Annotated in this window: 23 protein-coding genes; 7 read left to right on the forward strand and 16 right to left on the reverse strand. The window is 69.0% G+C overall.

Annotation, left to right across the window (positions count from 1 at the left end; translation table 11 throughout):
- Positions 1 to 18: 18 nt before the first annotated feature.
- The 10 genes from IE136_RS14535 to IE136_RS14580 form a co-directional block, all read right to left on the reverse strand.
- Positions 19 to 732, reverse strand: coding sequence for a response regulator (locus tag IE136_RS14535; protein WP_158989993.1), 714 nt, complete (start codon positions 730 to 732; stop codon positions 19 to 21).
- Between the two features lie 36 nt (positions 733 to 768).
- Positions 769 to 942 (reverse strand): hypothetical protein, encoded by a 174-nt coding sequence (locus IE136_RS14540; protein WP_158989991.1) that lies wholly within the window; start codon positions 940 to 942, stop codon positions 769 to 771.
- A gap of 401 nt (positions 943 to 1343) precedes the next feature.
- Positions 1344 to 1922, reverse strand: a complete 579-nt coding sequence (locus tag IE136_RS14545; RefSeq protein WP_158989989.1) for a DUF1062 domain-containing protein — start codon at positions 1920 to 1922, stop codon at positions 1344 to 1346.
- 392 nt (positions 1923 to 2314) lie between these two features.
- Entirely contained in the window at positions 2315 to 3421 is a 1107-nt protein-coding gene (locus tag IE136_RS14550; protein WP_229818841.1) for an ATP-grasp domain-containing protein, read from the reverse strand.
- 36 nt (positions 3422 to 3457) lie between these two features.
- The gene (locus tag IE136_RS14555; protein ID WP_229818842.1) at positions 3458 to 4675 is read right to left on the reverse strand and encodes an MFS transporter; all 1218 of its coding nucleotides are present in this window, start codon (positions 4673 to 4675) and stop codon (positions 3458 to 3460) included.
- A 180-nt stretch (positions 4676 to 4855) separates the two neighbouring features.
- On the reverse strand, positions 4856 to 5572 hold the full coding sequence (locus tag IE136_RS14560; protein WP_158989983.1) for a 4'-phosphopantetheinyl transferase family protein: 717 nt from the start codon (positions 5570 to 5572) through the stop codon (positions 4856 to 4858).
- Between the two features lie 214 nt (positions 5573 to 5786).
- Positions 5787 to 6566 (reverse strand): enoyl-CoA hydratase/isomerase family protein, encoded by a 780-nt coding sequence (locus tag IE136_RS14565; protein ID WP_229818843.1) that lies wholly within the window; start codon positions 6564 to 6566, stop codon positions 5787 to 5789.
- A complete protein-coding gene (locus IE136_RS14570; protein WP_189600526.1) occupies positions 6563 to 7753 on the reverse strand; it encodes a beta-ketoacyl synthase N-terminal-like domain-containing protein in 1191 nt (396 codons plus the stop codon). The genes IE136_RS14565 and IE136_RS14570 overlap by 4 nt, the downstream gene beginning before the upstream one ends.
- The gene (locus tag IE136_RS14575) at positions 7746 to 8561 is read right to left on the reverse strand and encodes a hypothetical protein (protein ID WP_189600527.1); all 816 of its coding nucleotides are present in this window, start codon (positions 8559 to 8561) and stop codon (positions 7746 to 7748) included. The genes IE136_RS14570 and IE136_RS14575 overlap by 8 nt, the downstream gene beginning before the upstream one ends.
- 37 nt (positions 8562 to 8598) lie before the next feature.
- Positions 8599 to 8853, reverse strand: coding sequence for an acyl carrier protein (locus IE136_RS14580; protein ID WP_158989977.1), 255 nt, complete (start codon positions 8851 to 8853; stop codon positions 8599 to 8601).
- A gap of 266 nt (positions 8854 to 9119) precedes the next feature.
- On the opposite strand from IE136_RS14580, the gene lipP1 reads away from it, so the two are divergent.
- On the forward strand, positions 9120 to 10118 hold the full coding sequence (gene lipP1, locus IE136_RS14585; RefSeq protein WP_158989975.1) for a LipP1 family hormone-sensitive lipase: 999 nt from the start codon (positions 9120 to 9122) through the stop codon (positions 10116 to 10118).
- 132 nt (positions 10119 to 10250) lie between these two features.
- On the opposite strand, the gene IE136_RS14590 is transcribed toward lipP1, so the two are convergent.
- A complete protein-coding gene (locus IE136_RS14590; protein WP_189600528.1) occupies positions 10251 to 10994 on the reverse strand; it encodes an SDR family NAD(P)-dependent oxidoreductase in 744 nt (247 codons plus the stop codon).
- Positions 10995 to 11561: 567 nt separating this feature from the next.
- On the opposite strand from IE136_RS14590, the gene IE136_RS14595 reads away from it, so the two are divergent.
- Together IE136_RS14595 and IE136_RS14600 are read left to right on the forward strand one after the other, a co-directional pair.
- Positions 11562 to 13310: a DUF6119 family protein gene (locus IE136_RS14595; protein ID WP_189600529.1), complete on the forward strand. Its 1749-nt coding sequence runs from the start codon at positions 11562 to 11564 to the stop codon at positions 13308 to 13310.
- Between the two features lie 73 nt (positions 13311 to 13383).
- Positions 13384 to 14775 (forward strand): hypothetical protein, encoded by a 1392-nt coding sequence (locus tag IE136_RS14600; RefSeq protein WP_189600530.1) that lies wholly within the window; start codon positions 13384 to 13386, stop codon positions 14773 to 14775.
- Between the two features lie 16 nt (positions 14776 to 14791).
- On the opposite strand, the gene IE136_RS14605 is transcribed toward IE136_RS14600, so the two are convergent.
- The 3 genes from IE136_RS14605 to ychF form a co-directional block, all read right to left on the reverse strand.
- Positions 14792 to 15205 carry a PIN domain-containing protein gene (locus tag IE136_RS14605; RefSeq protein WP_037661709.1) on the reverse strand — a complete coding sequence of 138 codons (414 nt, stop codon included), beginning with the start codon at positions 15203 to 15205 and terminating at the stop codon, positions 14792 to 14794.
- Entirely contained in the window at positions 15187 to 15471 is a 285-nt protein-coding gene (locus tag IE136_RS14610) for a hypothetical protein (RefSeq protein WP_006138089.1), read from the reverse strand. Before IE136_RS14610 ends, IE136_RS14605 begins: the two co-directional genes overlap by 19 nt.
- A gap of 282 nt (positions 15472 to 15753) precedes the next feature.
- Complete coding sequence (gene ychF / locus IE136_RS14615; protein WP_189600531.1) at positions 15754 to 16842, reverse strand: redox-regulated ATPase YchF; 1089 nt, start codon at positions 16840 to 16842, stop codon at positions 15754 to 15756.
- Between the two features lie 185 nt (positions 16843 to 17027).
- On the opposite strand from ychF, the gene IE136_RS14620 reads away from it, so the two are divergent.
- The gene (locus tag IE136_RS14620; protein WP_189600532.1) at positions 17028 to 17660 is read left to right on the forward strand and encodes a DUF6542 domain-containing protein; all 633 of its coding nucleotides are present in this window, start codon (positions 17028 to 17030) and stop codon (positions 17658 to 17660) included.
- A 58-nt stretch (positions 17661 to 17718) separates the two neighbouring features.
- On the opposite strand, the gene ppgK is transcribed toward IE136_RS14620, so the two are convergent.
- Positions 17719 to 18462 (reverse strand): polyphosphate--glucose phosphotransferase, encoded by a 744-nt coding sequence (gene ppgK / locus IE136_RS14625; protein ID WP_158989961.1) that lies wholly within the window; start codon positions 18460 to 18462, stop codon positions 17719 to 17721.
- A 36-nt stretch (positions 18463 to 18498) separates the two neighbouring features.
- Positions 18499 to 19515, reverse strand: coding sequence for a 4-hydroxy-3-methylbut-2-enyl diphosphate reductase (locus IE136_RS14630; protein WP_189600533.1), 1017 nt, complete (start codon positions 19513 to 19515; stop codon positions 18499 to 18501).
- A gap of 82 nt (positions 19516 to 19597) precedes the next feature.
- Between IE136_RS14630 and IE136_RS14635 the strand changes: the two genes are divergently transcribed.
- The 3 genes from IE136_RS14635 to IE136_RS14645 all read left to right on the forward strand — a co-directional run bounded on the left by IE136_RS14635 (position 19598) and on the right by IE136_RS14645 (position 22592).
- The gene (locus IE136_RS14635; RefSeq protein ID WP_189600534.1) at positions 19598 to 20941 is read left to right on the forward strand and encodes an APC family permease; all 1344 of its coding nucleotides are present in this window, start codon (positions 19598 to 19600) and stop codon (positions 20939 to 20941) included.
- Between the two features lie 186 nt (positions 20942 to 21127).
- Positions 21128 to 22348, forward strand: a complete 1221-nt coding sequence (gene xseA, locus IE136_RS14640; protein WP_189600535.1) for an exodeoxyribonuclease VII large subunit — start codon at positions 21128 to 21130, stop codon at positions 22346 to 22348.
- 10 nt (positions 22349 to 22358) lie between these two features.
- Complete coding sequence (locus IE136_RS14645; RefSeq protein WP_158989941.1) at positions 22359 to 22592, forward strand: exodeoxyribonuclease VII small subunit; 234 nt, start codon at positions 22359 to 22361, stop codon at positions 22590 to 22592.
- The last annotated feature ends 66 nt before the right edge of the window (positions 22593 to 22658 follow it).

The following is a 22658-nucleotide window of genomic DNA, read 5'->3' on the forward strand; positions in this document are numbered from 1 at the left end:
AAGGCGGGCTTCAGCGGATCAGCTGGCTCGCAGGCCGCCCGGCGACAGCGCCGGCTCGCCCCCGAACGACTGCTCCCCCGAGTGGATCAGTCCGGTCCGGTAGGCCAGGGAGACGAGCTCGGCACGGTCGCGGACGCCGAGCTTGGTCCGCACCCGGTAGAGATGCGTACGGACCGTGGCCTCGCCGATGATCAGCTCGCTGGCCACCTCCTCGGTGGACATGCCGAGCGCGACCATCCGGGTCACCTCCCGCTCCCGCGGGGTCAGTTCGGTCACCTCCGGGCAGGCCACCGGTTCCTGCGGCTCCGGCTGCGCGCGGAACCAGCTGACCAGCCGCTCCGCGATGCTGGGGGCGAGCAGGGTCTGCCCCGCGGCCGCCGCCTGGATGGCGGCGATCAGCTCCTGCGGGCTGGCGGCCTTGCCGAGCAGACAGCTCGCCCCCGCGTGCAACACGTCGCTCACCGTCTTGTCGGACTGGGACGCGGTGAATACGACGACGTTGGGCGAGTCCTCCTCCTGGCCGAGCCGCCGGATCAGCTCGAGGCCGGAGATGGTCTGGAGTTCCAGATCCGTGACCACGACATCGGGACGCGTGGTGCGCACCAGCACCATGGCTTCCATGCCGTTGTGGGTGGTGCCGATCACATCGATCTCCGGCATCGCGTCGAGAAGGGTCTTGAGACCATCCGCGATGACAGGCAGTTGGTCACAGATAAGCACCCTGATGGTCATTACGTTGCCCCTCCGAGGCCTGGGAACTTGCGAGGCTCAGTCGTTGCCGTGGTTGTCGCGAGGTTCGGCGACGATCCCGGCCGGCGCCTCGGTGGCCAGGGCGTGCTGCTGGACCGTCGCCGACGCCTGGGTGGCGTGGGAGGCGGTGAAGCAGCCCAGCAGCGCACTCAGAACGAGGACCGAGGCGGCAGACAGGGCTATACGGCGCATGAGCTGACTCCTTCGTGGACGCCGGATGTTCAACTCCGCCGATGCTCCCGATCTGTCTTCCCGGCCCGTTCCCCTCTGGACACCCGCCCGATCCCCGCAGCGTGAACTGCGCGGTGACGGGCGACACCGGCAAGCTCATCGATGGCCGGTCGCGTGAGCACCGGCACGCCGAAGTGATCGCCGGCATGCCCGGCATCGGCCGAGTCGGCGGGAATGTCTCGGAGTACACGGCAGACGCCCGCGACCTCACAGGGCTTGAGGTCGCGGGCGTACGGAGGGTGTATCGGTTCGCGGCGCGCGATGACGCGCAGGCCGCCAGGCCGCCAGGCCGACCGGTGCGCAGATCGGAACGGCCGTCATCTCGGGGACGATCACGAGGCGGCGCACCCGGCGGGCGGGGCTCAGCGCTTGAGTGTGAAGGTGAAGTCGTCGGAGAGCTTGCCGCTCAGCCGGAAGGGCGAGACGAGTCTGCCGTCCGTGATCAGTTTCTCGACCCCGGCCCGCGAAAGGCCGCAGCCTTCCGCGATCAGCCGCGTCGGCCGGACGGGTATGCGCGCCGCGAAGCGGACCGAGACGTCGACGACCTCGCGCTCCAGGTGATCCGATCCGCCGGTGTCGAGGCACCAGGCGTCCGACCAGTCGAGGTCGATGTGATTGCGGCGCCGCAGGGCCGGGTCATGGAGCAGTTCGGCCGCGAGGCTGGGGTCGTTGTCGTGCACTCGATCCAGCAGCTCGGGACGCACGGATCTCACATTCATGCGTTCCATGACCGTGAGCTTCGTGGTGTCCCCGCACCCTGTGCAGAGTGCGAGGAGCCAGATGTCGATGAGTTTGTGGTTCGCGTTGGCGCGGAATTTGCCGGTCGTCCGGAACGTGTCGGACGCGCACACGTGGCAACGGCGGCGAATAAGCGGTAGACGGACAGGTTTGACTACCCAGTTTTCGAGGACAGCAGCACTGCTCGATTGGTTTTCGGACATTTCACCGCCAGGTACTTTTGAGCGATCGGCACATCGCCAGCGGGAACTCGGGCGACTTGTGCCGGCCGTGTGCCAGCAAGTACGACGGACGTTACGGACGCGGCGGCGCCCCGCGCGTCCGCGAGCGGTTCAACCGGCACGACACATGGCGATGACATTCGTCCGCTGCGGCTACGTATTTCGCTTACCCGCCTGCGGATCCGCGTCCAGCGGGTCAAGCCGGCACCGGGAACGAGGAGCCGCCGGTGGACAACCCGGCGTTCCGGCGCGGGAATGGGGCCGCAGGATCTCCGGACCGCTGCACTCCGCGCGGGCGCCGGCCGACGACGAGGTCCGCGCGACGCTCGGCCATCCGCATGCCACGTGCCCGGCCTCCAGCAGCCCGGTGCCGGTCAGCGGCCGGCCGGCCGGATGTGCGTGATCAGATCACGGCGGGCATCGGCCACCCGTACACGGGTGAGCTCCGGCGTATCCCCCTCGACCACCACGTAGGCGCGGCGGTTGCGCTGATCGCCGACCGGCGCGATCCAGTCACCGGACCTGTAGGGGAAGCGCGCGCCGCGGACCCAGGAGGTGACCGCGATCTCCTCCGTGCCGGTATACGTCTCCAGGCGCCCTTCGGGCAGCAGGAAGAAGCCGACCTCCGCGTACCGGGAGGCGGGCGCCACAACCGGCCGGCTGCCGAGCAGGCCGGCGAAGACCGCCGCCTCCGGGTCGAATCCACGCGCGATGTCGATCAGCAGCGGGATGCGATCGCCGCCGAGGTGCGCGCGGCAGGACACGATCCGCGGCCCGAGCGGCAGCAGCGCCACTTGTGTGTGTGCGGGTCCGGACCGGTAACCGCTCGCCGTCAGCAGGTCCACGACCTCCACCGCGATGACCTTCTGCACCTCCTCGTCCAGCGGTGCCGGGTGAAGATGGCCGGTCACGTGGAAGTCCGGTGGGCCCGTCGTGCGTTGAGCCGTCATGCCGATGACGTGATGGGCCCCGTCCACGGTCAGCGTCTCGACGCTCACTCTGGGCGCCTCTGCGGGGATCCGGTCGTCCGACTCGCAGACCTGGAGCCGTTCATAGACCTCCGGCGAGTTCGGGGTCAGGCCCAGCCTCCACGCCTCCCGGACCACCGGCAGGACCGAGCTGCCGTGTCCGCAGTGCAGCACGACGTCGATGTCATGGGTCCGCGCGGTCCGCGCTATGAGCTCGCGCAGCCCGCTCTCGTCGGTGAAGTCGGTGAGCAGCAGTTCCTCAGAGACCTCTTCAAGGTGCTGCCGCAAATCCGCGTCAAGCTGCGAAGAATCCCATAGCGACCAGATGCGGATCCCCATTTCGGTTCCTTTTCGAACCAGTTGATGGTTCGGCATGACCAGCAGCAGCCTGTATTGCGAACTTCTCGCGGAGTGTGCACGCATGATTCCAAGTGTGCGGGGACCACTTCCCCCGCAATTCCCTTCAGTTTCCCTCAGTTCCTCTCCGATTCCCTCTGCGCAGACGTCGAACATCCCCGTTGCCGGGGTGTTCGACGTCGAAGGCGTGGGCTAGGCGGGCGAAGTCGCGGCTTCGGTCGGCTCGGCGGCTTCGGTCGGCTCGGCGGGCTTGGCGGGTTCGGCCGGCTCCGCGAACAGTCGGCGTGCGCCGAAGGCCAGCGTCGCGACCAAGAGCATGCTGACAACCGCTCCGAGGAAGGGCGCCCAGGTGCCGTACGCGCCGAGCACGAGACCGCCCAGCTGGGAACCGATCGCCGTGCCGCCGACGCTGACCGTGATGGCCCAGGTGTACGCCTCGGTGACGTAACCCGCGCGCGCAGTGCGGGAGATGAGCTCGTACGAGAGTGCGGTCACCGGTGCCTGCAGCAGGCCGAGGACGACGAGAGCCGCACTCATCGACCAGTTGTCCCAGGCGACCAGCACCAGCGCGGAGGCCGCGCTGAGGGCGAGCAGGCCCCAGGCGAAGACGGTCTCGGCGGGCTGGCGGAAGGTGCGGCTGCCGTACCAGAGCCCGCCGAGAATCCCGCCGACACCCCACACTCCGAAGACCAGACCGATGTCACCGGCGGAGCCGTGGCTCTCGACGAAGGCCGGCACCGCGATGCTGTACGCGCCTGTGGCGAGTCCGGCGACGAGCAGCAGGACCAGCAGCCGGACCAGGGCCGCGGAGCGGAGCGCGCCCAGCGGGTCGCGCTTGCCGGTGCCGGTGTCGACCCGCCGGTCCCGCGAGGCCCGGGTCATCGCGAACCCGATCGCCCCGGCGCTGGTGAGCACGGCGCCGACGACGAGCGCCGCCCCCGCGCTGCCCCAGATCAGCACCAGGCTGAACAGCAGCGGCCCGCCGATCACGAAGACCTCGCCCAGCACCGCCTCCAGCGAGAGACCTACCCGCTCGGTGTTGCCCGGCGCGCTCCACAGGGAGCGGATGCAGCCGCTGATCGGCGGCATCGCGGCACCGGCGACGACCACGCACGCCAACTGCAGGGCCACCGCCTCCGGGTCGGCGAGCACGAAGCCGATCAGGGCCAGCGGATAGACCGCGCCGGTGATCAGCAGCACGGGCGGCTGCCCGTACTTGTCGACGGCCCGGGCGACGAACGGCGCGAGGACCGCCCCGCCCAGGCTGTAACCGGACAGGAGCAGGCCGGCCGAGAAGTAGCTGAGACCCCGTGACGCGGTGAAGACCACCATGGAGACGGAGATCAGGTAGAGCGGGAGCCGGCCGACGACGCTCCAGAACAGCGGAGCGCGCATGACCTTGTCATGCACGATCGCCGCGAAGGGATTCTTCGCGGGTCGGGGCTCCGGGGCATGGTCCGCCTGGGTCGCCGGCGGTTCCACGCTGTCGCTGGGGCTCGGAGAATCTGCGGACGGGGTGGGCGACATGATGGCTCGCAATTCTCGCGGGCGTGCCCGTGCTGAGGCCGCCCGCGGTCAGGTGACGGTTGCTTACTCCGGACCGGCGATCCGTGCCGGGATCGAACGCGCTTCGCATATCTGCGCGGCTCGGCCGACAAGGCTCTCGCCGCTGCGGACGGACAAGGACAACCGGGATCCGAGCGCGGCGACGGACCCCACGTACGGGGCCGGCAGCGGAAGATCCCGAAGGGTGTAGTCCTCCGGGCGGCCGAGTGCTGCAGGGAGCGCGAGCAGCGTCGTGCCGAGCACCTCGATGTGCCTCGGATGGACCGCCAGTCCCTTCCCCACGGCCTTGAGCAAGGCCTCCTTGCGCGTCCACAGCCGTGCGAAGTCCGCGTAACTCCGGCAGTTCGCGCGTTCCCGCGCCGACAGCGCCGGAGCCAACGGCTGCTCCCTGGCCGTGGCGTCCTCGACGTCGACGCCGACGGCCCGGTCCGAGACGACGAGCACGGCGAGTCCGCCGCTGTGCGCGAGCGAGAAGTCCGGACGGGTGCCGGCCGTCTCCACGACCGGCTTCCCGTGCGTCGGGTCGCCGCAGTGGGCGCAGGCCCGATGGAAGCTCAGGGCTGCCGGATCCCGGCCCAGTTTCTCGCCGAGAACGAGGCGCGCCAGCACCCACGCGGCGAGAAAGCGGCTCCGGTCCGCCGGGACCGCGATCTGTCGGCGGCGGGCGCGGTCGCGCTCGTCCAGGAGGACGGCGAGCGACTCGGGCACCTGGTCGACGCCGACGTACCAGACGTCAGCCATGGACGCTCTGCTCCTTCACGTGGCACGGAGCGCCACGGACATGCCGGCTTCCACCGATGTCCGCACACGCGCGGCGCGGCTCGGGGGACCTGTCCATGGCGCTTCCTTCTCACTCTTGCCGTTCCTCTTGCTTTTCCTCCGGTGGAAAGCGGCAGGTCAGACCACCGGGGGCCGGAAACCGTTCGCTGATCCGACCGGGAGCGCGGAAGTCGCCCTACCGGCCGAGGTAGGTCGTGCGGTGCTCCGGCCCCTCCGACAGGAATGCCGCGACGGCAGCGCGGTGATCCTCGGTGCGCACGAGTTCGGCCGCGGTCGAGGCAAGCACCGCGTCGGCGGCCGAGACCCCACCGTCGAGGTACGCGCGTACGATCCACTTGGTCGCCGCGTGCGCCATGCTCGGTCCGGTGGCCAGCCGCATCGCGTAGGCGTGCACAGCCTCGTGGAATCCGGCAGGCTCGAACAACGCGTTGACGACACCCCACTCGGCGAGTTCCGACCCGCGATACAGGTCACCGGTCATCACGAGCTCGCGTGCGCGCGCCGGGCCCGCACGCTCAGCCAGTCTCTGGGTGCCGCCCATCGACGGAGTGAAGGCGACCTTGCGCTCGACGAGCCCGAACCTCGCGGACCCCGTCGCGACGATCAGGTCACAGGCGAGCGCGAGCTCGAACGCAGCGGTCAGCGTCAGCGAATGCGCGGCGAACACCGTCGGACACGGCAGCGCCTCCAACACCTGAGTGATCCGCAGCTGCCTCGCCCAGAACGATTCCGCGTCGGCCGGATCGGTGTCGGCGAACACCTGGACCTCGACGCCCGCGCTGACCACACGCCCTTCCGCCCTGATCAGCAGCGCCCGAGGCGGATCATCCGAAAGCCGCGCCACCTCTGCCTCCCACGCGTCCCACATCGCGAGGTCGAACAGGTTCAACGGTGGGCTGTCCATGGTGAGAATCGCGAGCGGACCGTCGCAGGTCAGTCGAAGCGGCGAGTTCACGCGACGTTCCGGAAGATGCTGATCGCGTTGTTGCCCCCGAAGCCGAACGCGTTGTTCTGCACGTACCGCAGCTGCGGCATCGCCAGCGGCGCACCGGTGACCAGGTTCAGACCACCGTCGACCTCCGTGGCGTCCACAGCCGTCGGTGGCACCGTCCGATGCCGCATCGTCAGACAGGACGCCACCGCGCCCGCCGCGCCGGCCGCGCCCATCAGGTGCCCGACCGTTCCCTTGATCGCGGTCACCGCCGCTCGCGGGTAGACCTCGGTGAAGATGCCGCCCTCGACCGCGTCGTTGGCCCGGCTGCCGGTTCCGTGCGCGAAGATCACGTCGATGTCGGCGGCGGTGATCCCGGCCTCGGCGAGCGCGCGGCGATGGCACGCCTCGACGCCGTCGCGGTCAGGCGCCGTGGGATGGCTCGCGTCGTTGTTGACCGCCGTCGCGAGGATTTCGGCATACGGCTGCTGCCCGGGGCGCAGCGCGTTCTCCGTCTGCAGCACCAGGATGCCGGCGCCCTCGGACGGGGTCACGTAGCGTCGGTCGACGGAGAACGGCCTGCACCGTTGCGCGCCGATGGTCTGCAGCGAACTGAACCCGATGATGTTCTTCTCCGAGTACGGATCACAGCCGCCGACGACAGCGGTGTCGGCGACACCGCTGCGCAGCATCTCCATCGCACAGGACACCGCGACATTCGCCGAGGCACAGGTGCTCTGCGTGGTGAACGCCGGCCCCCGGGCGCCGACGGCCGCCGCGACGTCCTCCGTGATCGAGTAGCTGGAGAATCCGCCCGTCTCGGTGATGTCTCTGCGGTTGCCGACGAGGTCCTCGAGCGCGTCGGCCTGACCGTCGCTGGTGCCGATGCACACCAAAGCGTTGCGCACCAGGTCGTCGCCACGCTCCAGGCCCGCGTCGCGGAGTGCTTCGAGAGCCGCGTACTCGGCGAACACCGATGCGGCCCGCGGCCGCGCGCGCGTCTGCTCACTCACCTGCTCGAGTGCGATGTCCCAGGCGTCCTTGGGTACCCGGCCGCCGAGCGTGCCCGCCTTCATGCCCGGATACAGCGGGGTGAGATCGGTGAACCGGTTGCGTGCCGCACACAGGTCGTCCCAGAACGGGGCGGTGCCGGCGCCGGCCGGAGAGATGATCCCCAGGCCGGTGACGAAGATTCGTGCTGACCTATTCACCGCGACCTCCGTTACGTGCCGTGTCGGTGCTTTGCCTGGTCACGGTCAGCGCGCCGCGGCGGGCGAGCGGGCCCCGGCAGGTGAGCACGGCCTGCTGACCTATGTCCAACGTCTGGATCAGTTCGAGGAACTCGGCGGTGACGAACGCGCTGTTGCGGTCACTCGACCGGCTCGATCCGATCTGCCCACCGAGCACCGGGGACTCGTCGTGGTCGGAGGCGAAATCAAAATCCGCGCGGAACTCGCTGCCCTTGACGAACGTCGCGTGGGTCAACCCTGACCGGCATCGCAGGTCGTAGGGTTCGCGCCGGGCGTCCAGCAGTGCTTCCGGAGAGTAGACGTCGCCGATCAGCACCTTGCTGGTCGACGACCTGTCGACGGCGAGCGCGAGCAGCGCCTGCCAGATCGCGATCACGGGGGTGAGCAGGCCCGCGTTGAGCGTCAGATTCCTGCCGGTCGCGCCGATCCCGAGGTTCACGAATGCCGACGCGGAGCTCGATGTGGCATTCGGGAAGTGCTTGGCGGACAGCATCTTGCCGTCGGTTTCCGCGCGACGCTGCAGCCGGGCCAGTGCTGCGGTGTTGCCGTACTCGGTGCCGATCACCACGGTGTCGTCGGTGCGCGTCTGCGGCGCATCGTCGTAGGTACGGGCCAAGTACAGGCACAGGCGGGTGAAGGAGTCGCGGAACTGATCACCGATGGTTCCGATGACCGCGGTCAGATCCGATGGAGGTGCGGCCAGTTCTCCTGGCTCTTCCCCGGGTTGCTGTCCGCATAGCGCGACCTGACGGAGACTGAACTCGAACACACGGCACTCCGTTGAATCAGGATTAAGGACAGGGACCTTACGAGACCGGCGTCGCGGACAATTCGCGGACATGGCGCTGAAGGTCGGCGACGGTGGCGAAATTGCCGATGGAATCTTCGCCGATCTTGATGCCGAGCGCCTCTTCCACATGCATCACCAGGTCGATCATCCCCAGGGAATCTATCCCCAGGTCCGACCTGAGGTTCTGCTCGCCGGTGATCTCGAATTCCTCCGGCAGTTCAGCGACTCCCCTGAGAGCCTTGGCGATCTGCTCATCGAGAATGTCAGACATTTCCACTCCTTGCGATTGCCGAACATGCACTGAACGGGAACCGAGTGTGGCAGAGGAGGGGGCTGCCCCGCAGTAATCAAGAGACTTACCTGCATAGAAAACGATCAGCGAAATGTTTCTCACCAGACAAGCGCGGTGCGGACGCGCATGACGAGAGGGCGATCATACCGTCCGTTTCGGCGCGGCAGATCGGGCTCGTGTCGTCCGGTCACCACTCACCGTGTCCTCAGTATTGCAACGATGGCGGAGAGTTTGAGGAGTTTCCCATGCCGCTTGATCCAACCTACGCGATGATCAGGCGTTATCGTGAGGTGACTGGATTCACCCCGCTTTACAAGATGTCGGTGGAAGAGGCCCGCCGCGCGGATGCGGAAACCGAAGCAGCGAACTGGGATTGGCACGAGCACCCGGAAGAGGTTTTCGACGTAGACTTCACCGGCTCGGCCGGCCGGCAGACGGTCAGGGTGTACCGCCCGCAGAGCGACGAGCCGCTCCCGATGGTGCTGTACTTCAACGGCGGCGGTTTTGTCGTCGGCTCCCTGAGCACCTCGGACTCGATCTGCCGTGCGCTGGCCACCATGGTTCCCTGCGTCGTGGTGTCCGTGGGCTACCGACTTGCGCCCGAGCACCCGTTCCCGGCAGCCGTCGACGACTGCTACACCGCCGTGAAATGGGCAGCGGACCATGCTGCTGAATTCGGCGCGGACAGCCGGCGCATCGCCGTTGCGGGAGATAGCGCCGGTGGCAACCTGGCCGCGGCCATGGCCCTGATGGCGCGAGACAAGAACGGACCGGAGCTTTCCGCCCAAGTGCTTGTCTACCCGCCGCTGCACAACAACTTGGCGTCGAAGTCCATGCGCGAGAACAAGGACCCGATGTTCTTCAATGCTCATTCGAGCGCATGGTTCTGGAATCACTATCTCGCGAACCCCACCGACGGCGACTCCCCGTATGCCTCGCCGCTCAAAGCGGCCGACCACAGCGGACTTCCCGCGGCATTGATACTGACGGCCGAGCTGTGCCCCGTACGGGACGAGGGTGAAGCGTACGCGAACGCGCTCTCAGCTGCGGGCGTGCCGGTCGAACATCACGACTATGCGGGTCTGCCGCACGGATTCCTGGCAGTGGCGGCAAAGCTCCAGACGTCCAGGGACGCCCTGGCGCTGATCGCCGGATACCTGCGTCAGCGATTGGGGGTCGACCCCCGGCATTCCACGGACGATGTCGTTCTGATGGCGAATCAGAGGGTGCCGTCCGGCGCCTGAGGGAGGACGGCTGCCCGGTGGGCAGGGCTCGTGACGCGACAAGGGCTCCTGGTCGATCCGTTGGCGATCTCGATCGCCAACTTATCGACGCAGGAGCCCTGTTGGTTCTGTGGCGCAGACCTGCCCGCGGTCTCAACGCCCCCGTTCGGCACCGCCGTTGACCTGGATCACCTGCGAGGTGATGTGTCCGGCGGCGGGAGAGGCCAGCCAGTGCAGGGTTTCGGCGATGTCCTCGGGCGTGCCCGCACGTCCGGTGGAGGTCTCGGCGATCCACATCGCCCGCCGGTCCTCGGGCGCGCTCCCGCCGAAGAACCCGGTGTCCTCGACATAGCCGGGCGCCACCAGATTCACCGTGATCCCACGCGGGCCCAGAACGCGGGCCAGCTCATGGGCATACGGATGGAGCGCGGCCTTGGAGGCGGCGTACGGACTCGAAGTCGACCCGCGATAGGCGGTGATGGAGCTGAGGAAGAGCACCCGGCCGCCGGGCGAGGCGAGTTGGTCACGCAGCGCCTCCGTCAGCAGGGCGGCCGTGAGCGTATTGATCCGGAAGTTGACCGTCCAGTCGTGGGCGATGACATCCAGCGGATCGTCCGAGGCGACCGGGGGCTCGAGTGCGCCGTTGCCGCCCACGCTGTGGATCAGCACATCGACCCGTCCGTCGAGCTCCGCGGTCACGAACTCCCGTACGCCGCGCACCTCTTCGGGCTCGGTCAGATCGGCCGCGTACACGAGTGCGCCCGGCACCCCGGCCTTCTCCAGCACCTCGCGCCGCCGCCCGAGCAGCAGCACCCGGTCCCCGCCCGCCGCGAAGGTCCGCGCGGCCGCGAGTCCGATTCCCGTTCCACCACCGCTGATCACCACATTACGCGTCATGCGATGATCGTACCGCCGAAGATCTTCGAGCTTCTTCGATTGGGCCACCTCTCCGCTCGGGACGCGGGCCCCCGCGCCATCGAGGCCGCAGTTGACCGGTGGCGACCGCCGAGGGCGCGCCGGCCGGCGGCGGAAGCCAGACCGACCTCGTCGGCCACTGGTCACCACCCGCGACTCGCCCTGGACTGCGGCGGTCATTCACGCTGTGCCAGCCATGCGGTTCCGCTCCCTTCGTGACGACTGCCTCGTGCTCTCGGTCGAGAACGTTTCTCCCAGGGCACCTCACACGCTACAGCCGGTCGAGCTCTCAGCTTCGCCAGCGGTTGATAACCAGGGTTATCAGGTTCTCAAACAATTTCACCGACAATTTTCTGGCACCTTCGTCACCATCACCCCGGCACCACCCGCCGGGACGCCAGCCCCATACGAGTCCGACCGCACCGGCGTCCTCATCGCCGCACCTCCGCTCCCTTGCCGGGCACTCACCCCTGTCCACCTCGACACCACCCGTCCCGTAAGGCCGCTCGTGTTACCGAACGCACCGCAACCTCGCCCCAGGAGACCTCTGTGTCCAGCACCGCGTCGAAGCGCACCCTGTACCGCCTGACCCACGTCAAGGCGACCCCTGAGTCGATGCTCGAAGCCCTCGACGTCGACGCCCTCGACACCCTGGACGCGGTCGTGCGCGACGTCAGCGATCACATGGGAGTTCCCGCCCTCGCGGTGTCCTTCGCCGTAGCGAAGGAGGAAGCCGCCTGGGGCAAGGACATCCTCCGGCTCACCGACGGGTCGGACCTGCTGCAGAGCGAGCAGCGCACCGGCGCACTGCTCATGCTCGCCGTCGACGGCGCGGTGTACGCGATCGGCTTCGACCAGGGGTACCGGCTTCTCCCCACCCAGCTCAAGGACGCGCGCTTCGGTCTGTCCTTCGGTATCCGCGCCATCAACCCGCGGCAGGTGCGGGACTTCACTGCCAGCGTCCTCGGCCAGGCGCGCATCGACAGTTCTCTGATCCATGCCGGCGCCTCCGTACCGGCACTCGGACTCCGGGACCACGGGCGGATCATCCGCCACCTCGGCGGCTATCTCGACGAGGTCGACCTCACCGCAGGGAGCGGCACCAGGAACGGGGCCATGACCGCGGAGGGCGGCATCGGTCTCCGTATCAAACTCGGCACCACCCCCGCCACACTGATCAAGGACATCCGCGCCATCGCCGCGATCTGCGAGCATGTCGTTCCCCACCCCGACCTGGCCTTCGTCGAGCACATCACCGCGGTCAAGGACCCTTCCCTCATCGACGCGCTCGACGCGGAACTGGACGCCACGCTCGGCCGTCCCGCAGACGGCCGGATCATCACCGCCGTCCCCTTCTCCCAGAGCACCGACCTGCCCCGGTCCACCGCCTGCACCATCAAGATCGGGTCCTGCCCGCCCCACCTCCGGGACGAGTTCAGTCTCGACTACGTCCTGGAGCGGGCCCGTGTGATCAAGGCAGGCGCCCGCGTCACGGCGCTCCGGCAGGGCACCGTCGAACTGTTTCGTGACACGCTCTCCGCACGGACCGCGCTCGCCCCGCGCACCGCCTCCCTGGAAGCCCTGTCCAAGGAAACCGCCATGAAGTGGATCGAGGCCACTTTCTCCCTCGGCTCCCGCACGTTCTGTCTGCTCGACGGTGAGTGGTACGAGCTCGGGGCGGGCTACCTGCGCAACGTCAACGAGACCGTGGCTCCCTTGTTCCCCGACGCGCCCTCCGTCGATCTCCCCCGCTGGCCGCTCGTCGAGAAGCTCAACAAGAAGGGTATGCGCGTGATGCGTCCCGTAGACGAAGGCGACTACAACAAGCTGGCCGCCCAGGCCCGTCGCGGCTGGGTCTGCCTGGACAAGAAGAATGTCCACAACCCCTTTCGGGCAAGCAACTCCGTCGAGATCTGCGACCTGTTCACCGAGGACGACACTCTTGTCCTCGTGAAGCCCGCGCACTCCTCAAGCCCGCTGAGTCACCTGTTCAGCCAGGCGCGCGTCTCCGTTGAGCTCCTCTTCGAGAACGCGGCCGTACGCGCGGAGTTCGCCCGGTCCGTACACGTCAACAGCGATCCGGCCCGCAGCATCCCCGAGGACTTCACCCCGCGCCGCGTCGTCTTCGCGATCCTCCTGAAGGACGGAGCCAAGCTCACGCCAGACTCCCTCTTCCCGTTCTCCGCCATCACCCTGGCCCAGACCGCGAAGGCCCTCGCCGCTCGCGGCGTGACCGTCGAAGTCATCGGCGTCGAAAGCGAGTCGGCCCAGTCCGCCATGCGCGACGAGGCTGCGTAGCCGCCCGGGACTCTCGCCGTAAACACGCCCTCGTCTCCGGGTGCAGGGCATTCAGGGAACGGCGGGAGGCTACATGGAACAGGCCTTCAACAAGCGGCAGCAGGCCGTGCTCGGCTGGGTGGGCCAGGGGTGTCCCGACGGAGTCTGGCCAGACAGCACGTACAAGACCAGCGGACAAGCCCTGCAGAACCGAGGGCTCATCAAAGTCACCAAACGCCGCGGGCATTGGAGCGCCCACCTCACCGAGAAGGGGCGGCAGCATCTCATCGAACGCGGCATCCGCCCCGTGGAGCAGAGCACCCGACCGCCGGAGCGCCCCGCCCGAAAATCGGCACCGCCGCGCCCCCGAGCCGTGCCGAAGGCCCTTGCGAACTACGCGGACCAGCTACTCGATGAACTGGCCGTTGCGAACGACGGCTGTCTCATCAAGCCCATCGAATCCGGCCCGCACGCGGTGAATTGGGCGTCACGGGTCAACGCCGCCCGCAAGTCCGGCAAGATCCCCCACACGCAGGAAATCCACGGATACCGCACCCACCGCGGCTACGAGATCAAGCTGGTCGACATCCCTGCCTGGCGCCTCGCGGAACTCACCCCGCTCCCTGTGCCGGCCAGACTCACCAAACCCCATGCCGTCGTGGCCGCCCTCCAAAAGCAACCGCAGCCCATGGGCCTGACCAAACCCCTCCAGGGCCGAGCCCTGCGCATCATCCAAACCCTCATCGCCGCCACCACAGCCCAAGGCCACAAGGCATCGCTCGGAACCACACAAGGCGCGCCCCCGCCCCATCGGCGCCGCAAGGCACCACCGCACTTCTCCATCACCGCCCACGGCGAAAGTGTCGGATTCCTCGTCCTCCAAGAACAGGACCGCAACGAACACGTCCCCACAGACAAGGAACTCGCCGACGCCAAGAAGCACTCATGGATGCGCATCCCCCGCTTCGACTACACCCCCTCCAGCCGCCTACGCTTCATACTCCGCGGCGGCAGCCCGCACCGTGCAAGCGAATGGGCAGATCTCCCCGACCGGCCTCTGGAAGAACAACTCGCCGAGATCGTGCAGGAGGTCGGACTCCGCGGCGAAGCCGCAGAACGCAAACGCCTTGCAGACCAGCAAGCCAGAGAGGTACAGCAAAAGCGCTGGGAAGCCGCCATGCAGGAAGCCCACGCCGCCTACGCCCACGCCTACCGCGTCAAACAGCTCGGAGAACAGGCGGACACCTGGTACCAGGCCAGGCGCCTGACTGCATACGTCGCAGCAGTAGGCGTCCATGCCACATCACTTCCGCCCGGGCAGGAGCGGACCGAGGTCGAGGCGTGGCTCGCGTTCGCGGACGCGCACCTCCAAAACCTCACCGAATCGGTCTCAGCGCCGAAACTGCCCACGCCGCCGAAACCCAGCGGCGACGACCTCAAGCCCTTCCTCGGTCACTGGAGCCCCTACGGACCCCGCTCCTACTGAGCCGGACCGAGGGAAATCACACCGCCACGAGCCGGACCCGCTCGCCGCACAGCTTGGCCATGTCGTCAATATCGGAAGTCAGCATGACCACGGGGCGGTGCTGTCGCAGCGCGGCCTCGGCGACGGCCGCATCGATCGCGTACTTGTGTCCGTGCAATCCGGCATTCATCAGCAACTTCGAGGCAGCCCTCGCCTCCTCGTCACCGACCGGGACGACCCGCAGCCCGGAAAGCACCCAGTTCAGGCGTGACTTGTTCGTACGGGCATGGACGGCCTCGATGATGGTGAGCGCACTGATCACGACCTCCATGCCACGCGAGCGCGCCTCAGCGATCAGGGCCACCACCTGTTCTTCGTCAGCGAGCAGCTTCGAGAGTCCCTCACTGTCGAGGACCAGCGTCCCCTCGTGACTCAGCCTGCGGCGGGCCATTCGGCCTCCTCGGCGAACACCTCGTCGAAGACCTGCCGCGCCCGCTGGCGAGCCGGCTCGGAGACCGGCCCCTTGCGGCTCTCGTAGTCCGCCAGGTACTCGTCCAGGACCTGCCCGCGCAGCTCACGCTCGACCGCCTCGGCGATGAACGCGGAGAACTCCCGCTTACCCACCCGCGCCCGGATCGCCTCCGCGGTCCCCTCCGGCAGCGACAGGCTCACCCGCGTCGCCGGGCCTTCCCCGATGCTGTACGTCGTCTCAGCCATACCCCCGATTGTGTCAAACGAGTAGGAAAAGTGCCACGTCCGCACTATCTTCACAGCTCAGTCGGCACCCTGCTCGCGCAAATCCCAGCACGGGCACCCTCATCCCATCCCAACGCGATCCCAGCACGGTAGGGATGAGCAGGGGTGATGACAGGTGACGAGGGGTCAGCCATCCCAGCACCATCCCAGCACGGGGAAAAGCCAGAGGGCCCGACTCCGTAGAGTCGGGCCCTCTCTGACCTGCATGTTTGCCAGATCAGCAACGTGGCGGTATGTCACCCGCTACACGTTGAAGCGGAACTCCACCACGTCGCCGTCCTGCATCACGTAGTCCTTGCCCTCCATGCGGGCCTTGCCCGCCGCGCGGGCCTCGGCGACCGAGCCCGTTTCGACGAGGTCGGCGAAGGAGATGACCTCGGCCTTGATGAAGCCCTTCTGGAAGTCGGTGTGGATCACGCCGGCCGCCTCCGGGGCCGTCGCGCCCTTCTTGATCGTCCAGGCGCGGGACTCCTTCGGGCCCGCCGTCAGGTAGGTCTGCAGGCCCAGGGTGTCGAAGCCGACGCGGGCGAGGGTCGCCAGGCCCGGCTCCTCGGCGCCGACGGACTGGAGGAGCTCCATGGCGTCCTCCTCGTCGAGCTCGGCCAGGTCCTGCTCCAGCTTGGCGTTGAGGAAGATCGCCTCGGCCGGGGCGACCAGCGCGCGCTGCTCGTTCTTGAAGGTGTCGTCGGTCAGCTCGTCCTCGTCCACGTTGAAGACGTAGAGGAACGGCTTCGTCGTCAGCAGGTGCAGGTCGTGCAGGAGCTCGGCCTTCTCCGAGCCCTGGAGGAAGCCCTGCGAGAAGAGGGTGTCGCCCCGCTCCAGGATCTCCTTGGCCGCCTCGACCGCCGCGACCTTCGGGCCCACGTCCTTCTTGATCCGGGCCTCCTTCGCCAGGCGCGGCAGGACCTTCTCGATCGTCTGCAGGTCGGCGAGGATCAGCTCGGTGTTGATCGTCTCGATGTCGTCCTTCGGCGAGACCTTGCCGTCGACGTGCACGACGTTCTCGTCCTTGAAGGCGCGGATGACCTGGCAGATCGCATCCGACTCACGGATGTTCGCCAGGAACTTGTTCCCCAGGCCCTCGCCCTCGCTCGCGCCGCGGACGATGCCCGCGATGTCCACGAAGTCGACCGTCGCCGGGAGGACCCGCTGCGAGCTGAAGATCTCGGCCAGCTTCGTCAGACGGGCGTCGGGGACCCCGACGACGCCGACGTTGGGCTCGATCGTGGCGAACGGGTAGTTGGCCGCCAGCACGTCGTTCTTGGTCAGGGCGTTGAACAGGGTCGACTTGCCGACATTCGGCAGACCGACGATTCCGATCGTGAGCGACACGTTGGCGACTTCCCTAGCGGTGTGGAGGGGGTGTGGATGGTGGGCCGATCCCCCAGTTTACGGGCGGCGTGAACCGGCCGACGACGGGCGCCGAACGGCGGTCTTCGGCCGAACCGGGCGGCAACGTCACCCAAAGGGCGTGTCTCGTGCCGCTACCCGGCCCCTTCCCGACCTACGTTGGTGGAGTGGAGCAGCACAGGACTAGTGAGCCTCAAGGCCGCCGGCGGCCGCAAACGCCTCTCACGCCGCCCGGCGCGCTCGTCGAAGGCGCCTCCGTCTATCGCGTCGCCGCCCGCGCCGGGCGGTCAGGTCGCGGCCGGGTCGAGCGGGCCGTGCCCGCGGGGCGGCCCGTACCGCCCGTCGTCCTCGCCCTGCGGCGGCTGCCCAACCCGCGGCTGACCGGCCTCGGAGCGGGGCTGTTCGCCTCCGCGACCATGCTGATGCTCGGCTTCCTCGACTGGCTGATCCTCGACGGGTCGCCGATCGTCTACGGCCTGCTGTTCCTGCCGGTCAGCGCCCTGACCGCACTCTGGGTGCGCACCGCCGACCTCGTCACCGCCCCGATCAGCGTCCCGATCGCCTTCGCCGTCGGCGTGGTGCCCATCTCGGGCGGTACGGGGGGCTTCGGCGGACAGGCGATGGCGGTCGTGACCGCCCTCGCCGTCCACGCCGGCTGGCTCTACGGCGGCACGCTCGTCGCCGGTCTGATCACCAGCGTCCGGAAGGTACGGGACATGGGGCGCCGTCAGCGTGCGGCCGCCGCGGCGGCGGCCCTCCGCGCCCATCCGCCCCGCCGCCCCGCCAACCCCGCCCCGTAACCGGGCCGGGTCGGCCGGAGCGGGGACGGCGCCCCCGCGCTTTACCGCCCCGGCTCCCCTACCGCCCCGCCGCCGCCATCGCCGCGCCGACGATGCCCGCGTTGTTCTGCAGCTCCGCCGGAACGATCTCCGCCCTGATGCCCTCGATCAGCGGCAGGAACCGGTCCGCCTTGCGGCTCACTCCCCCGCCGATGATGAACAGCTCCGGCGAGAACAGCATCTCCACATGGGCCAGGTACTTCTGCACCCGCCGCGTCGCCCAGTGCTCCCAGCTGAGGTCCTCGTCCTCCTTCGCCTTCGTCGAGGCCTTCTTCTCCGCGTCGTGGCCCTTCAGCTCCAGATGGCCCAGCTCCGTGTTGGGCACCAGCCTGCCGTCGACGAAGAGGGCCGAGCCGATGCCCGTACCCAGCGTCAGCAGGATCACCGTGCCCTTGCGGCCCCGGCCCGCGCCGAAGGTCATCTCGGCGACCCCGGCCGCGTCCGCGTCGTTCAGGACCGTCACCGGCAGGCCGCCGAGCCGGTCGCCGAGCAGCTTGCCCGCGTCGACGCCGATCCAACCCTTGTCGACATTGGCCGCCGTACGGATCGTCGAGCCGGTGACCACACCGGGGAAGGTCACCCCGACCGGTCCCGACCAGCCGAAGTTCTCCACCACCTCCGCGACGCAGCCCGCCACATCGTCGGGTGTGGCGGGCTGGGGGGTCAGTACCTTGTGGCGCGGCTCGGTCAGATCGCCTCGCTCCAGATCCACGGGAGCGCCTTTGATCCCCGAGCCGCCGATGTCCACTCCGAAAACGTTCATGAACCCAACGGTAGGGGGAAACGCCGCCCGGGGCGGTCACTCCTCGAGGAGAGCCGCCGCCTCCGCACGCAGGTCCTTGTTGCGGAGTTCCTTGGGGAGCGAGAACGTCAGGGACTCGTCGGCCGTCTTCACGATCTCCACGTCCCCGTAGCCACGCTCGGAGAGCCAGGCGAGGACCTCTTCGACCAGGACGTCGGGGACCGACGCTCCCGAGGAGAGACCGACGGTCGTGACGCCCTCCAGCCATGCCTCGTCGATCTCGCTCGCGAAGTCGACGAGGTACGCGGCCGGCACGCCGGCCTGCTTGGCGACCTCGACCATGCGGATCGAGTTCGACGAGTTCTTCGATCCGACGACGATCACCAGCTCGGCCTGGCCGGCGAGCTCCTTGATGGCCGTCTGACGGTTCTGGGTGGCGTAGCAGATGTCGCTGGACGGCGGGGAGACCAGCTGCGGGAACTTCTCCTGCAGCGCGTCCACCGTCTCCATGGTCTCGTCGACCGAGAGCGTCGTCTGGGAGAGCCAGACGACCTTGGAGGGGTCGCGCACCTCGACCTTGGCCACGTCCTCCGGGCCGTCGACGAGCTGGATGTGGTCGGGGGCCTCGCCGGAGGTGCCGATGACCTCCTCGTGGCCCTCGTGACCGATCAGCAGGATGTCGAAGTCTGCGTCGGCGTACCGGACGGCCTCCTTGTGCACCTTGGTGACCAGCGGGCAGGTCGCGTCGATCGTCGCCAGGCGGCCCTGCCGGGCCTCCTCGTGGACGGTGGGGGCCACGCCGTGCGCGGAGAACATCACGATGTTGCCCGGCGGCACCTCGGTCGCCTGGTCGACGAAGATGGCGCCCTTCCGCTCCAGGGTCTGTACGACGTACTTGTTGTGCACGATCTCGTGGCGGACGTAGATCGGCGCGCCGTACTGCTCGAGCGCCTTCTCCACGGCGATCACGGCACGGTCCACGCCCGCGCAGTAGCCACGGGGAGCGGCGAGCAGGACACGCTTCGGACGGTGGGTCGCGGGCGTCGACGCGGGCGTAGCAGTCATGTGTCCCATCGTAAGGCCGCCCCGTCGCGGCCCCGGCCCGCGGCCGCGTCGGTCATCCGGATGATCGACAGCGTGGCCGAGACTGGGGCGCATGGCCGACGAAGCACAGGTGGCACCGCACACCGGACTGCGACGGAATCTCGGGTTCCGCGACCTGGTGGTCTACGGGCTGCTCTTCATCGCGCCCATGGCACCGGTCGGCGTCTTCGGCACCCTCGACGCGAAGTCGGGCGGCGCGGTGGCGCTGGTGTACGTCGTCGCCACGGTCGCCATGGCGTTCACCGCGTACAGCTACGCGCAGATGGTGCGGGTGGCCCCGCTGGCGGGCTCCGTCTTCACTTACGCCCGCAAGGGGCTCGGCGAGGGGCCCGGCTTCATCGCCGGCTGGATGGCGATGCTCGACTACATGCTCATCCCGGCCGTGGCGTATCTCTTCTCGGGCATCGCGATGGAGGCGCTGGTCCCCGGAGTGGACCGGTGGGTGTGGACGGGGATCGCGGTGGTGATCACGACCCTGCTCAACCTGTGGGGCGTACGGGCGGCGGCGCGGGTCGGTTTCGCGGTGCTCGCGATGGAGATCGTGGTGCTGCTGGCCTTCGTGGTCTCGGCGGTGGGCGTGCTCGTACGGGACGGGGCGCGGCGTGACTGGTGGTCGCCGCTGACCGGCGACGCCTCGTTCTCGGCGGCGGCCGTGGTGGGCGCGGTGTCGGTGGCCGTGCTCTCGTACCTCGGTTTCGACGCGATCGCCTCGTTCGCGGAGGAGGTCACCGGGGGTTCGGAGAAGGTGGCGCGGGCGGTGCTGTTCTGTCTGGCGCTGGCGGGTGTGCTGTTCGTGGCGCAGACCTATCTGGTCGCGCTCCTCGAACCGTTGTCGTCGGCGGAGCTCGCCGCCGACCCCGCGAAGCAGGGGTCGGCGTTCTACGACGCGGTGGACGCGTCGGTGGGAACCTGGCTGCACGATCTGGTGGCGGCGTCCAAGGCGATCGGAGCGGCCTTCGCCGCGCTGGCGGGGCAGGCGGCCGCGGGCCGGCTACTCTTCGCCATGGCCAGGGAGCGGCGGCTGCCGCGTCTGCTGGCCCGTACGGATTCGGGTGTGCCGCGGCTCGCGCTGCTGCTGGCGGCGGCGCTGACGATGGTGGCGGCGGTGTGGGCGGCGCAGCGGGACGACGGTCTCGACCACCTGGTGTCGGTGGTCGACATCGGGGCGCTGACGGCGTTCGTGATGCTGCACGCGAGCGTGGTGCGATGGTTCGCGGTCCGGGGGGCGGACGGGCCGCCGCACTGGTTGCGGCATGTGGTGATGCCGGTGGTGGGGGCGGGGATCCTGGTCGCGGTGATCGTGGAGGCGGCGACGTCGGCGCAGGTGGTGGGCGTGGTGTGGCTGGGCGTGGGTCTCGTGGTCCTCGCGGTGCAGGGCACGGCCAGGCGGGTGTAGTGGCCCCGGCCCCGGCCGGGTGGGGCAGCGCCCAAGGTTCCGGTCGCGCGGGCGCCGGACTCCGGGCGCCGAGCAAGCGGGCGCCGAGCACGCGGGCTCCGGACCTCCGGACTCCGGACCTCCGGACTCCGGTCGCGCGGGCGCCGGGCACGCTCCGTTGTCCGAGGCGGCCACTACGCTCGGCGCATGGCTCTGACTACGTCCGCTGAAGCGCCGCTGCCCGTCGGCGAGGTCTCCCGGCTCATCGGGGGGTGGATCGACCGGCTCGGGGCCGTGTGGGTCGAGGGACAGATCACGCAGTTGTCGCGGCGGCCCGGGGCCGGGGTCGTGTTCCTGACGCTGCGGGACCCCTCGCACGACATCTCCATCGGCGTCACCTGCTACCGCCAGGTCTTCGACGCCGTCGCCGACATCGTCTCCGAGGGCGCCCGGGTCGTCGTGCACGCCAAGCCCGAGTGGTACGCGCCGCGCGGGCAGCTGTCCCTGCGCGCGGTGGAGATCAAGCCGGTCGGCATCGGGGAGCTGCTCGCCCGCCTGGAGCAGCTGAAGCGGAGCCTGGGGGCCGAAGGACTCTTCGCGCTCGACCGGAAGAAGCCGCTGCCCTTCCTGCCCCAGCTCGTCGGCCTCGTCGTCGGCCGCGCCTCCGCCGCCGAGCGGGACGTCCTGGAGAACGCGCGGCGCCGCTGGCCCGCCGTCCGGTTCGAGGTGCGCAACGTCGCCGTCCAGGGCGTGAAGGCGGTGCCGCAGGTCGTCCAGGCCGTGAAGGAGCTGGACGCGCACGCGGGGGTGGACGTGATCATCGTGGCCCGGGGCGGCGGCAGCGTGGAGGACCTGCTGCCGTTCTCCGACGAGCAGCTGATCCGGACGGTCGCCGACTGCCGCACGCCGGTGGTCTCCGCGATCGGCCACGAACCCGACTCGCCGCTGCTGGACCTGGTCGCCGATCTGCGGGCCTCCACGCCGACGGACGCCGCCAAGAAGGTCGTACCGGACGTCGGGGAGGAGCTGGACCGGGTGCAGGGCCTGCGGGACCGGGCGCTGCGGACGGTACGGGGGCTGATCGACCGGGAGGAGCGGGGCCTCGCGCACGCGCTCGCACGTCCGGTCATGGAGCATCCGCAGCGGATGGTGGAGCTGCGGGAGGAGGAGCTCGACGCGCTCCTCGCACGCAGCCGCCGGACCCTGGGGCACCTGCTCGACCGGGCCGACTCGGAGCTGTCGCACACCCGGGCGCGGGTGCGGGCGCTGTCGCCCGCCGCGACGATGGAGCGGGGGTACGCCGTGCTCCAGCGGACGGACGGGACGGTGGTGCGTTCTCCGGACGAGGTCGCGGTCGACGAGGAGCTGCGGGCCCGGGTCGCGGCGGGTGAGTTCACGGTGCGGCGCGTTGTCGGACCCGGCGCTTAGGGTGGTTTCCATGGCAGCCACCACGGAAGAGGCGCTCGGGTACGAGCAGGCACGCGACGAACTGATCGAGGTCGTTCGACGCCTGGAGACGGGCGGTACGACGCTGGAGGAGTCGCTCGCACTCTGGGAGCGCGGGGAGGAATTGGCGAAGGTGTGCCGGCGTTGGCTGGAAGGCGCGCGGGCACGGCTCGACGCCGCGCTCTCAACGGGCGAGACCGAGCCGGGGGCCGACGAGGACGCGTAGGGCGGGCCAGGCCGGAACAGCTCGCGGACTGTGAAGCGGATCACTATCCGCATAGTTAGTTGAAAA

The sequence above is a fragment of the Streptomyces lateritius genome, from assembly GCF_014649715.1.
GTDB classification, from domain to species: domain Bacteria; phylum Actinomycetota; class Actinomycetes; order Streptomycetales; family Streptomycetaceae; genus Streptomyces; species Streptomyces lateritius.

Bases quoted from the DNA above. Each gene is read 5' to 3' on its own strand.
- IE136_RS14600 (WP_189600530.1), top strand. From the start codon at position 13,384: ATGGAACAGGCCTTCAACAAGCGGCAGCAGGCCGTGCTCGGCTGGGTG.
- IE136_RS14535 (WP_158989993.1), bottom strand. From the start codon at position 732: ATGACCATCAGGGTGCTTATCTGTGACCAACTGCCTGTCATCGCGGAT.
- ppgK (WP_158989961.1), bottom strand. From the start codon at position 18,462: ATGAACGTTTTCGGAGTGGACATCGGCGGCTCGGGGATCAAAGGCGCT.
- lipP1 (WP_158989975.1), top strand. From the start codon at position 9,120: ATGCCGCTTGATCCAACCTACGCGATGATCAGGCGTTATCGTGAGGTG.
- IE136_RS14540 (WP_158989991.1), bottom strand. From the start codon at position 942: ATGCGCCGTATAGCCCTGTCTGCCGCCTCGGTCCTCGTTCTGAGTGCG.
- IE136_RS14580 (WP_158989977.1), bottom strand. From the start codon at position 8,853: ATGTCTGACATTCTCGATGAGCAGATCGCCAAGGCTCTCAGGGGAGTC.
- IE136_RS14645 (WP_158989941.1), top strand. From the start codon at position 22,359: ATGGCAGCCACCACGGAAGAGGCGCTCGGGTACGAGCAGGCACGCGAC.
- IE136_RS14560 (WP_158989983.1), bottom strand. From the start codon at position 5,572: ATGGCTGACGTCTGGTACGTCGGCGTCGACCAGGTGCCCGAGTCGCTC.
- xseA (WP_189600535.1), top strand. From the start codon at position 21,128: ATGGCTCTGACTACGTCCGCTGAAGCGCCGCTGCCCGTCGGCGAGGTC.
- IE136_RS14550 (WP_229818841.1), bottom strand. From the start codon at position 3,421: ATGTTCGACGTCTGCGCAGAGGGAATCGGAGAGGAACTGAGGGAAACT.
- IE136_RS14605 (WP_037661709.1), bottom strand. From the start codon at position 15,205: ATGGCCCGCCGCAGGCTGAGTCACGAGGGGACGCTGGTCCTCGACAGT.
- IE136_RS14635 (WP_189600534.1), top strand. From the start codon at position 19,598: ATGGCCGACGAAGCACAGGTGGCACCGCACACCGGACTGCGACGGAAT.
- IE136_RS14545 (WP_158989989.1), bottom strand. From the start codon at position 1,922: ATGTCCGAAAACCAATCGAGCAGTGCTGCTGTCCTCGAAAACTGGGTA.
- IE136_RS14630 (WP_189600533.1), bottom strand. From the start codon at position 19,515: ATGGGACACATGACTGCTACGCCCGCGTCGACGCCCGCGACCCACCGT.
- IE136_RS14610 (WP_006138089.1), bottom strand. From the start codon at position 15,471: ATGGCTGAGACGACGTACAGCATCGGGGAAGGCCCGGCGACGCGGGTG.
- IE136_RS14590 (WP_189600528.1), bottom strand. From the start codon at position 10,994: ATGACGCGTAATGTGGTGATCAGCGGTGGTGGAACGGGAATCGGACTC.